Genomic DNA, 10,954 nt, shown 5'->3' on the forward strand with positions numbered 1-10,954 from the left:
GACTTTATTCCGCATCAATAAGGAAAAACTAAATTCCTGACTACAAACCTATTTCAACGTTTAGCTATTCGCTGAAAATTTGTAAGCGAATAGAGCGTTCTCCGTCTCCGAAATCAACTTCAATCTTTTCTCCCGAAAGACTGTCCAAGCATCCCAACAGTAAGCGCAAATTGGGTGTGCTGGCTCCTGTGTCTACATACAATCTATCTGCTAAACTGCCTAAACGCTTCCAAATTGTATAGAGCTTGACTACTGTTTGTTCTAGCTGTGCTGCTTGTTTTACAACGTCGGCGGTGGTTCCCAAACATCCAACTCGCAAAGATTCTTCTAAAGCCATTTCCATGTCTAAATGAGACTGGTTGAGAGCTTGTACTTGGGCGGCTGCGTCGAGATATTTTGATAAATTCTTGGCATCGGAAGTTAGCTGTTTTACTGTATCTACGTCGGGATTTTCTGTTATTTCTTTTTGAATTTCGCTTTGGTGAGAGGGAGATAGTTTCTCCATTTCTTTGACTAAGGGTGCGAGATAGCGGGAAGGAAGGGAACCGCTAGATGCTTTTTCTTTGACTTCTTCTGGCAATAATTCTGAGTTCATGGCCATCCATTCGTCGGACAGTTGTTTGACTTCGCGACGGGTAATGCGATCGCCGCTTGCGGCTGCATCTGTTACCATTTGCTGCACTTCGGGAGATGCTTTGGCGGTTTCTATAAAGGCTCTTTTGCTGAAGTTTCTAATCGAATTTGGGTCTAAATCTCCTTGCTGGATTAGAGTATCGGCGCTATTAGCTAATTCTATCAAAGAATAGGCTTGACTTTTGCCAATTTCTCGTTCTTTGAGCCAGTTCAAAAAGCCAGTGCCACGTCCTTCGCCGCCTTTTTTTTCTCTGTCTCTAACTGTTCGGAGAATTTGTCCGCGCCAGATGTCGGTTTGCAAGTCGAAGCGATCGCACACTTTCCATGCTGTGTCAACCTGATTCTCAAAGTCGAAGTCTGGTATTTGTTCGTCTTCGGGATCTGGCAATTGAAAGTTGATATCGGTAAAGCCGTTGAGGGCTTCGGCAAGTTCAGAGGGTGTTTGGGGGACTTCAGCCATTAGGAAAAAATTGTGTAGTGCAACAGCCGGTTTGATTTTGAAACTTGCATAGCTTGACAGTTGAGACGCTATATGTAGCGGTAAATTTGTCAGTGTTTACCCTTGTGATAGAGTTTGGGTGCAAGTCATTTTATTATTGCACGGTGGAGGGCGATCGGCGAAAAGATACCTGCAATGACTAATTACCTAACGGTCATTGCGATCGTCCGCGCGAACCAATCTCAATCCGTTACGCTCGCGATGACATTCTATAATTAGGGCTTGCACAAAAACTCTGAAATCTCCCAAAAGATAAGAGTAACCCAGGGTTTGATCGACCAAGGAATTACTCACTTTCAGAATCAGGATGAGTAAAAACCCATCCCTCTAAAACTACAATGGCGATACCCGATCGCGTTCCACCTCATCGTGGACAGTCGTTTTTCCATCCACATTTATGTCATCGTCGAGGGGATTTTCCGGGCGAGAGGGCTTCCTAAAGCGATCGCTAGCCGAAGCAATCACCACATACAGCACCGGCACGATAAACAAACTCAAGAAAGTAGAAACAACCATCCCCCCCGCGATCGCATTCCCTAGCGATCGGCGACTCGCCGCCCCCGCACCTTCCGGGTTAATCAGAGGAGTAATACCCAAAATAAAAGACAGAGAAGTCATCAAAATCGGTCGCAAACGCTCTGCGGCCGCCTCAACTGCTGCCTTAGCAATTGGATATCCCCGCTCCCGCAATTGATTAGCAAACTCCACGATTAAAATCGCATTTTTACTAGCCAATCCAATCAACATCACCAAACCAATCTGGCAATAAACATCATTCGCCAAACCCCGCAACGACTGAGCCAAAAGCGCACCTAAAATCGCCAGAGGCACCGACAGCAAAATAATGAAAGGATCGACATAATTCTCATACTGAGCCGCCAAAACCAAGAACACAAAAATCAGCCCCAAACCAAAAATAATTGGAGCTTGACCCCCCGACTCAATTTCTTCTAAAGAAGTGCCAGACCATTCGTAGGCAAAACCTGCTGGTAAAACTTGAGCCGCGACCTTTTCCATCGATTTAATCGCCTGTCCCGAACTCGCTCCCGGAGCCGGAGAACCCGTAATTTCAATTGACCTATATAAATTGTAGTGATTAACAGTTTGTGCTCCCACCACCGGAGTTAGCTTCACCAAATTGCTCAAAGAAATCATTTCATTCTTTCCAGAGCGGACGTACAATTTACCAATATCTTCAGGATTATCGCGAAACTGTTGATCCGCCTGAACGTACACCCGATAATTGCGCTGCTCCAGATTAAAATCGTTCACGTACTGCGAACCCAGAGCCGTTTGTAGCGTACTGAAAATATCATTGAGAGAAATATCCAAAGCCTTAGCTCGATTGCGGTCAACCTCCACAATTAACTGAGGCGTATTCGCAGCAAACGTACTAAATACCGCCTGCAATCCCGGTGTCTGATTTGCCTGCTTCAAAATTCCACCCATCGTCTCAACCATCGCATCTAAACCGCTGTTACCTTTGCGGTCTTGCAATTGAAATTGGAAGCCTCCAAATTGACCTAAACCTTGAATTGCCGGCGGATTCACCGGGAAAATTCTAGCTTCGGGAATCGCCATAAGCTTACCCTGCAAGCTGCCAATAATCGCTTGTACAGTTTGACTTTCTCCGTGACGTTCGCTCCAGGGTTTAAGCGTAGTAAAAATAATACCTTGGTTAGATGTGCTACCACTAAAACCAAAGCCTCCTACTGAAAAAGTACCTACAACTTCAGGAAGTTTAAGAATTTCTTTCTCAACTTCATCCATCACTTGGCGAGTGTATTGCAGCGAAACTCCTTGGGGGCCTTGAATAATTGTTAGAAAATATCCCTGGTCTTCCTCTGGGATAAATGCTGTCGGTACTGATAGATAAAGCCAAGCTGTGAATCCCAGAGAAGCGATGAATAGGAGGGTGACGATTGTTTTAATTCGAGTGAGAAATATCAAAGATCGCCGGTATTGCCGCTGCGTCCAATCGAGAAATCCATTAACGCGATCGAACACCCAACCAATTGGCCCCCCAAACTTCGGCCCTCGCCGCAGTAATATAGCTGCCAGTGCAGGGGTAAGGGTAATAGCCATGAAGGTAGAAAGAGCAATAGAAAAAGCAATTGTCAGAGCAAATTGTTTGTAGAGTGCTCCCGTAGTTCCGGGAAAAAATGCCACTGGTATAAACACTGCCATCAACACTAAGGAAGTCGCAATTACAGCGCTAAAAAGCTCCCGCATTGACTCGAAAGCTGCTTGGCGGGCATTCATGCCTTGGCGAATCAAACGATCGATATTTTCTACTACAATAATAGCGTCATCAACCACCAACCCTGTCGCTAATGTTAGACCAAATAGAGATAAACTGTTAATGGTAAATCCGAAAACTTTGATAAAGGCAAAAGTCCCAATCAAAGAAATCGGAATTGTGATAGTGGGAATAATAGTAGTCCGCCAGTCTTGCAAGAAAACAAAAATTACTATTACCACTAGCAAGACAGCTTCAAATAGTGTCTTCACAACTTCTGACATCGACTCTTGGACAAACAAAGTCGTATCTAGCGCTACTCTATGTATCAAGCCCGGAGGGAAACCTTTAGCTAGTGTTTCCATTTCTGCTTTGACGGCATTAGCAACATTCAAAGCATTGCTTCCGGGCAATTGATAAATTCCCAAGCCTACCGCATCCTTGCCTCTAAATCGCAGGAAAGAGTTGTAATTTTCGGCTCCTAATTCGGCTCGACCAACGTCTTTTAATTTAATAACCGTGCCATTGGCCTCTGTTTTCAAGACAATGTTTTCAAATTCTGCGGGTTCTTGGAGGCGGCTTTTTGCCCGTAAATCAATTTGATACATTTGCCCCTCTGGAGCTGGTTCTTGGCCAACTCTCCCGGCGCCAACTTGTATGTTTTGTTCGTTAAGTGCCCTGGTGACATCTTGCATTGTCAAACTGCGGGCGGCTAATTTATTGGGGTCTATCCACAGGCGCATTGCATAGCGGCGTTCTCCAAAAATTCGCACGTCGCCAACGCCTTTTACTCGCTTTAGCGCGTCTGCTAAATACAAGTCGGCGTAATTGCTTAAAAATATGGTGTCGTATTCTTTATTTTCTGTAAATAAGCCGATCGCCAGCAAGAGACTGCTAGATTGTTTTGTAACTCTCACTCCCGTGCGCTGTACGGCATCTGGTAGTTGGGGTTGGGCGACTGCAACTCGATTTTGAACATCGACTGCGGCAATATCTTTGTTGCGCGAGGAGTCAAAGGTGGCTGTGATGCTACTGGTGCCGTCGTTACTGCTGCTAGAAGTTAGATATTTTAGTCCTTCAACGCCGTTTATCTGCCTCTCTAGGATGTTTGTAACTGCATTTTCGACAATTTCGGCACTAGCCCCGCTATAGTTGGCTGTGACGGTGATTTGGGTGGGGCTGATGTCGGGGAAGCGTTCGATCGGCAGCGTGGGAATGCTAATTGCGCCTACTAGAATGATCACTAAGGCGCAGACACTGGCAAAGACGGGTCGTTTAATAAAGAAATCTGCAAACATTATTTTTGTAATGGGTAATCGGTAATTGGTAATTGCAATTGGAATTTAGATATTTAAGGATGAAGTTGATTAATTTTATTCATCCTCTATTCAATCCTGTTAATTGGGAAAATACTCTAAATCTTGATTCAGATTTGATACTATTTATCAAAATTATTGCTCTCCCAAAAAAGTTTGGTTTATTTCCTGATTTTTTGTATAAGCTGCGAATATATTTAATTAGTTGGTAGTGCGGACTTACAGAAGATTTCAGGTTTATGAAGTACAAAAAAGCCGGAGCGGGAGCCGGAGGGCGAGCACGGGGGCATCGCCCCTACAGATAACAATTTTTTTGTAACTCACTTACCTGGAATCTGCTGTAAGTCTGATTAGATGTTGCGTCAGTCAGCGCCTGCACTACGAACCGCGATTAATTTTTTCCTCCTACTGGTGGTTTTTTTCCTTCCGCTTCTGCTGGTTCTTGAATGACGATGGGAGCGCCGTCTGTCAAGTTGAGAATGCCTGCGACAATAACTTTTTCTCCGGCTTGCAAGCCTTCGATAACTTGATAATTATTGCCTTCGATGGTTCCCAGTTTCACGGGTTTTTGTCGCGCTACTAAAGGTGGCATTCCAGGTTTTGACTGTTCTGGCTTTTGAGCTGTGAAGACAAAAGTTTCCCCGCCCAAGCGAGTGACTGCTGTGACTGGAACTAAAATTCCTGGCTTCTGATCCCAGATGACTCTGGCTTTGACAAATTGGAGGTTTAGTAGTTCGCCTGTGGGGTTGGGAAAGGTGGCTTTAGCTAAGATTGTTTGGGAGTTGGCGCTGACGTTGGGGGAGATAAAACTGATTTGACCTTTGGCGATCGCCTTTCCTTGAGTGTCGAGCATTTCTACTGGCAACCCGAGGCGTAATTGTGGCATCCGTTCTAAAGGAATTGATAACCGCAAGTCTAGCAGTTGGTTCTCTGTTAAGATGGCGATCGCATCACCTGTTTTCAAGTAGTCGCCGACTTTGACTGGTATGTCGCCGATGACTCCGGCGAAGGGCGCGATGACAGCAGTTTCTTGGAGTTGTACTTCAAAACCGCGCACTTGAGCGGCGGCTTGGGCCACTTGCGCTTCGGCTCGATCGACCTGTTCTTGGCGGGTGCCGTTGGCTAACTGAGCTAATTTGGCTTTGGCTTGGGCAACTTCTGCTTCGGCTTTGGCTATTTCTTCGGGGCGCGCACCGTTTTGCGATTGCCGCAAAGCTTCCCGCTGCTGTTGTAAGGCTGCTGTGCGCCGATCGATTTCGGCTTCTCGGTTTTTTTGCCGCTGCTGCAACCGCCTTTGAGCTTCTCGGAGATTGGCTTTGGCGGTGCTTTCTTTTTGAATGTATTCCTGGAGGGTGTTGGCGGATGTTGCGCCTTCTTTGGCTAATGCTTGATACCTGACAAGTTGCTGGGCCGCCAGCTTAGCTTCGGCTGTGCTTGCTTCTACTTGGGCTTTTGCTTGGGCGATGTCTTCTAGGAGGCTACCTGTTTGGGCATCGGCCAGGTTGGCTTCGGCTTGGGAGACGAGGGCTTGGGCTTGACCAATTTCTTCGGGCCGACTGCCCGATCGCAGTTGGGCTAGGTTGGCTTGAGCTTGGGCGACTTGGGCTTGGGCTTGGGCGATTTCTTCTGGCCTGGCACCTGCTTGGAGTTCGGCTAAATTAGATTCGGCGGCGCTGAGATTGGCTTGGGATTGTCTTAACTGAGCTTGGGCGCTGTCGCTTTTGATCCGGGCGATGGCTTGTCCTTTTTCGATCGAGTCTCCAGATTTGACAAAAATCTCCGTGACTAGCCCTTCGGTTTGGGGTTTGATTTGTACTGAGCGTTTTGCCTCTAGGCTGCTGACAAATTCGGAGGTATCTTGGATCGAGCTGGTTTCAAGGGCTGCGATTTTGACTGGTATGCCTTTGGGTTTACCTGCTGCTGCTTGTTGCGGCGGGCGACTGTGACTCGACTGCCACAGGTACCAGCCGCCGCCTCCTGTGACGATCGCGATGGCGGCGATTAGCAGCCAGCGCGATCGCGGTTTCGCTGGGCGCGGGCGATCGGCAACGGCGGGAAATTCTTCGGGTTGATAGTTGTCTGCATCGGTTAGATGAAGTTCCGGTGTACCAGTTTTTGGGTTTTCAACTTCAACGGCGGATTCTAGAGATTTAGATTCAACGACGGATTCTGGGGATTTAGAATAACTCATGGAGCACCACTTAGATTTTTTTTTAACATTTGACTTACTTAGACTTTGGCGGAATCTTTGCTCTCTAGCGTCCCTCTCAAGCGAGATGGAATCTCCCAAGTGTTTTTTTGATGGGGTTGGAGAGTCGCGCGATCGCTTTTCTCCTTAGCTAGTTGCTCGGTTAACCACTGTATTTCTAAGGACAGCACTGAGTTGCAGCGATCGCCAGAGGCGAGTTGATACTCGTCGGTTAGCGGATATTCGCTTTTGAGACTTTCGATGTAGTCTTGTCGGATGTAACAGACTCGCAAGCGGTGTTCCAACAATTTCAGGCGTTCTGCAGGTTCTAAGTCGCCAAAAAAGAAAAATTTGATTTGGAAACGGGAACCACTGTTTACCCAACTTTCTTGAGGGTGATCGACCATTTTTTTTCGCCAGAGTTCGCGCCCTTTGTCTGTAATGGCGTAAATTTTGCGCGGACAGCCCGCATCTCCGGCTTCTTCGGCAATTGTCGCAATCTGGCCTCGCTGTTCCAAACGCTTGAGCAGCGGGTAAATCGCTCCGTAGTTAACGCTGATGCAACTGCTCATGAACAGCTCTAGTTTTTGCTTTAGCCGATAGCCGTGCAACGGTTCCCGCTGTAGCAGACCAAGGGCTGATAATTCAAGCATTTATATCAAGTTGATATTATATTTTGGATTATACAACTATAGCTGACTCAAGGGCGATCGGGTAAATAGTTAGTTTGATAGAAATTTTAATCTGCAATACACATTTTATAAAATTTGTCAACACTCTAAAGACAGATTAGACAGACTAAACAAAGAAACGGAAGAACAAGCTGGAAAAGCCTGTTGCAAAGCGAGGGGAGATGTCTAAATATATCAAAATAACAACTGCGCTGAACGTCGCGATCGTCTATTTGTACAATCAATTGCACTTTCCGACGAATCGGCACGCTCATCACCAGCCTCCATCTTGTTTTGCATCTTGTTTTGAGTGCTTTGATGCAGGATTTACTCGTTACCAGTTCGAGCGAAAGTAACGCAGATCAGTCGGCTCTGCCTCCATCTTGTTTTGAGTAGGAACACGGCACTGCCGTCTCCCTACAGAAAATCATTTAGGATTGCTATAGGAGAGAATTTAAGTATTTGAAGGACAAAAAATGGCGACAAACATGGGACGATATTTGCAGGTACTCAAATTGTTCTGGGCGGCGGCGATCTCCGCGGAGCTCGAATACCGGATCAACTTTGTCCTGGCAGCCCTTAGCAGCCTCGGAAACCTTGCTGGCAGTTGGTTCGGACTGTTTTTGTTCTACCGTACTGGCTACAGTTTTTCGGGCTATTCATGGGAAGAAGCTTTGGTTGTACTCGGGATTTTTACGGTTTTGGAAGGGTTTTCGTCAACCTTTCTCGCCCCTAACCTCAACCGTATTGTCGATCGAGTGCAGCAAGGTACTCTCGATTTCGTACTCCTCAAACCCATCAATTCGCAATTTTGGCTGTCTGCAAACACAGTCTCCCCTTGGGGAGTCCCCGATTTAATCTTCGGCGCGCTATTATTGCTCTATGCTACTAACAAATTGGAAGTAGCAATCGGCAACTATTTTTTAACAGCAATACCGCTGTTATTCGGAGCTATTAGTCTTTACAGTATCTGGTTTATGTTAGGTGCAACTAGCATTTGGTTTGTCAAAATTTACAACGTTACCTCAGTGCTCAAAGGATTGTTAGAAGCGGGTAGATTTCCAATGGCGGCTTATCCCGCAGCTTATCGATTTTTCTTCACTTTTATAGTTCCGGTTGCTTTCTTGACGACTGTGCCGGCAGAAACCATGCTGGGCAGAGGTGAAATTGTTTGGATCGCAGGGGCGGGAATTTTGGCGATCGGGCTGTTGTTGTTTTCGCGCTACTTCTGGCAATTTGCACTCCGCTTTTACACCAGCGCTTCGAGTTAGGTAAGCTGCGGCGTGACAAGAAATTTTCTGTTATGTTTGAGGGGGAAAAAACGAAAGAAGGTTTGACCATTCGGCAATAGTTCATAAAAATATACAGTTTGAAGACAGTACAGCCGACGGAGAAAATATTTGTGTCCTATCTACTTATATTCTAAAAAAAACAGTAAAATTTCAAAATATCCTTGAAATCTCAACTCTCAATCAACCACGCAAACGAGGGCCAACAAATGAAAAGAAAAAAACTGGGCAACAGTAATTTTAACATCAGCGCGATCGGTCTGGGAGGTATGCCGTTGTCGTTAAGTGGCAAGCCGCCAGAATCGCAAGCAATTGCGGTAATTCACCGCGCCCTCGATTTGGGTATCACCCTGATTGACACCGCAGATTCCTATTGCGAAGATCAATCGGACAAACACCACAACGAGCACCTGATTGCCAAAGCTTTGCAAGAGTACACCGGAGATATTCGGCCGGTTACTGTGGCCACGAAAGGTGGCTTGATGAGGCCTCAAGGTGCCTGGACGCGCAACGGGAATCCCCACCATTTACGCAAGACAATTCGCGAAAGTTTTGAAGCTTTGGGCGGCAATCACCCGATCGACCTTTGGCAGTATCACTCGCCCGATCCAGCCTATACAATCGAAGCAGCCCTAGCACCCGCAAAGGAAGCAGTAGAAGCAGGAATGATTCGATTTATCGGAGTTTCCAACTTTTCTGTAGAGCAGATCAAACGCGCCCGGGATGTAGTAGAAATTGTCTCGGTGCAGAATCAGTACAATCCGTGGCACAGACAGCCGGAATCTGACGGCGTACTGGAATATTGCGAAGCCGAAAACTTGACATTTTTCCCCTGGAGTCCTTTGGGTGGAAGCCGCCGCGTCACCAGCTTGCAAGATATGCCCGCGATCGCCTCCTTAGCAGCCGAAAAAAACGTTTCAGTGTACTGTATAGTATTAGCTTGGTTGATGGCACAATCGCCCTGCGTCGTTCCGATTCCCGCTGCGACAAAATTATCGAGCATTGAGGACTCCGTAAAGGCGATCGAAGTTAAATTAACTGACGAAGAATTGCAACAAATTGCAGTAAGTTAAATAAGTAAGCTGTTGGGCATTTAAATTGCATATTCTGGACGCTGCTACAAGCTCACCCAGAATATTTTTTGATTTTTGTTAAATTATATTTAAATGTCGCAACAGCTTATAAATCCAGAGATTTAATTAGTAAAATTGCCACTTTTTGAGGAATTGCGTTTTATGGAATCTAATCAAGTGAATGCCGATCGAGACGTAGCAATTGAACATCAAAACGTACCTGTCGCCCATGAAGGACTGCACAACTTTTTATACAGTTCCGACTCAGAACACAGCGCAGCGGCCGCTGTTTCTGAAGTAGAAAATGACGGCACGCAAGTAATGTCGATCGATACCTGGCGAAGTCTAGCAACTAACGCAAAAGTCGCCGGAGTTTACGCTGTCACGGACAGTGCGCGCAACACTCAGTATATCGGTTATTCGCGAAATATCCTGCTTTCAATCAACGGTCACATCGCGCAAAACGGCGCAGAAAATTGTGCTTTTGTGCGCGTCCAAACTTTCAAATTCCCCAAACGGGAAGAAATGGAAAGTTTGCGGGATGCTTGGATCGCAGAACTAGGCACTATTCCGCCGGGAAACGGCGCAGAGAGCGAAATGTGGGCGAGTACGGTAGGTCAAGCAGCGCGCGCTGCTATGTCTGCTGAGGAACAAACAGCTTATGAGGAAAAGAAGCTAAAATTACGCAAAGCAATGGCAGATTCTACTCTTACCAAAGAGTTAGAAACAGCAGCCAAAATTGACGGCGAACGACACGAACATCTGGAAGCTGCAGTTAACAATGATGATTGGAGTGCGGTGATTCAATCGCAAACCCAGGAAACAAAGTCCGGCGAATAAAATTCGCTGCTATATCAACTTTCGTTTGTCGTAAAGCGGGGCGGGTTTTGTTCGGAGATTGCGTGCCGGATGCGAGGATTACGCGATTAACCCGCCCCTACTAACTAATGACTACTGACTACTAACTACTGACTAATGACTAATGACTAATGACTAATGACTAAGCAATGGCAGATTCTACTCTTACCAAAGAGTTAGAAACAGCA

General features: G+C 46.2%; 8 protein-coding genes. 4 read left to right on the forward strand and 4 right to left on the reverse strand.

Going from position 1 to position 10,954, the window contains the following annotated elements; genetic code table 11:
• Positions 1 to 64: 64 nt before the first annotated feature.
• The 4 genes from QUA97_RS19940 to QUA97_RS19955 all read right to left on the reverse strand — a co-directional run bounded on the left by QUA97_RS19940 (position 65) and on the right by QUA97_RS19955 (position 7,528).
• Positions 65 to 1,093, reverse strand: a complete 1,029-nt coding sequence (locus tag QUA97_RS19940; protein WP_194008679.1) for a hypothetical protein — start codon at positions 1,091 to 1,093, stop codon at positions 65 to 67.
• A gap of 372 nt (positions 1,094 to 1,465) precedes the next feature.
• Positions 1,466 to 4,669: an efflux RND transporter permease subunit gene (locus QUA97_RS19945; RefSeq protein WP_194067301.1), complete on the reverse strand. Its 3,204-nt coding sequence runs from the start codon at positions 4,667 to 4,669 to the stop codon at positions 1,466 to 1,468.
• Between the two features lie 409 nt (positions 4,670 to 5,078).
• Entirely contained in the window at positions 5,079 to 6,878 is a 1,800-nt protein-coding gene (locus tag QUA97_RS19950; RefSeq protein WP_194067300.1) for an efflux RND transporter periplasmic adaptor subunit, read from the reverse strand.
• Between the two features lie 38 nt (positions 6,879 to 6,916).
• On the reverse strand, positions 6,917 to 7,528 hold the full coding sequence (locus tag QUA97_RS19955) for a PadR family transcriptional regulator (protein WP_228049942.1): 612 nt from the start codon (positions 7,526 to 7,528) through the stop codon (positions 6,917 to 6,919).
• Between the two features lie 200 nt (positions 7,529 to 7,728).
• On the opposite strand from QUA97_RS19955, the gene QUA97_RS19960 reads away from it, so the two are divergent.
• The 4 genes from QUA97_RS19960 to QUA97_RS19975 all read left to right on the forward strand — a co-directional run bounded on the left by QUA97_RS19960 (position 7,729) and on the right by QUA97_RS19975 (position 10,748).
• The gene (locus QUA97_RS19960; protein ID WP_333195639.1) at positions 7,729 to 7,902 is read left to right on the forward strand and encodes a hypothetical protein; all 174 of its coding nucleotides are present in this window, start codon (positions 7,729 to 7,731) and stop codon (positions 7,900 to 7,902) included.
• 120 nt (positions 7,903 to 8,022) lie between these two features.
• Positions 8,023 to 8,817 (forward strand): ABC transporter permease, encoded by a 795-nt coding sequence (locus QUA97_RS19965; protein WP_333195640.1) that lies wholly within the window; start codon positions 8,023 to 8,025, stop codon positions 8,815 to 8,817.
• A 227-nt stretch (positions 8,818 to 9,044) separates the two neighbouring features.
• The gene (locus QUA97_RS19970; protein ID WP_194067298.1) at positions 9,045 to 9,908 is read left to right on the forward strand and encodes an aldo/keto reductase; all 864 of its coding nucleotides are present in this window, start codon (positions 9,045 to 9,047) and stop codon (positions 9,906 to 9,908) included.
• Between the two features lie 162 nt (positions 9,909 to 10,070).
• A complete protein-coding gene (locus tag QUA97_RS19975; protein ID WP_194067297.1) occupies positions 10,071 to 10,748 on the forward strand; it encodes a GIY-YIG nuclease family protein in 678 nt (225 codons plus the stop codon).
• Positions 10,749 to 10,954: the final 206 nt, after the last annotated feature.

Origin of the sequence: Microcoleus sp. CZ3-B2, from assembly GCF_036705055.1 — a bacterium.
Classification (GTDB): domain Bacteria; phylum Cyanobacteriota; class Cyanobacteriia; order Cyanobacteriales; family Microcoleaceae; genus Microcoleus.

Excerpts from the sequence above, each read along its gene's own strand:
- QUA97_RS19940 (WP_194008679.1), bottom strand. The coding sequence starts at position 1,093 with ATGGCTGAAGTCCCCCAAACACCCTCTGAACTTGCCGAAGCCCTCAAC.
- QUA97_RS19945 (WP_194067301.1), bottom strand. The coding sequence starts at position 4,669 with ATGTTTGCAGATTTCTTTATTAAACGACCCGTCTTTGCCAGTGTCTGC.
- QUA97_RS19950 (WP_194067300.1), bottom strand. The coding sequence starts at position 6,878 with ATGAGTTATTCTAAATCCCCAGAATCCGTCGTTGAATCTAAATCTCTA.
- QUA97_RS19955 (WP_228049942.1), bottom strand. The coding sequence starts at position 7,528 with ATGCTTGAATTATCAGCCCTTGGTCTGCTACAGCGGGAACCGTTGCAC.
- QUA97_RS19960 (WP_333195639.1), top strand. The coding sequence starts at position 7,729 with ATGTCTAAATATATCAAAATAACAACTGCGCTGAACGTCGCGATCGTC.
- QUA97_RS19965 (WP_333195640.1), top strand. The coding sequence starts at position 8,023 with ATGGCGACAAACATGGGACGATATTTGCAGGTACTCAAATTGTTCTGG.
- QUA97_RS19970 (WP_194067298.1), top strand. The coding sequence starts at position 9,045 with ATGAAAAGAAAAAAACTGGGCAACAGTAATTTTAACATCAGCGCGATC.
- QUA97_RS19975 (WP_194067297.1), top strand. The coding sequence starts at position 10,071 with ATGGAATCTAATCAAGTGAATGCCGATCGAGACGTAGCAATTGAACAT.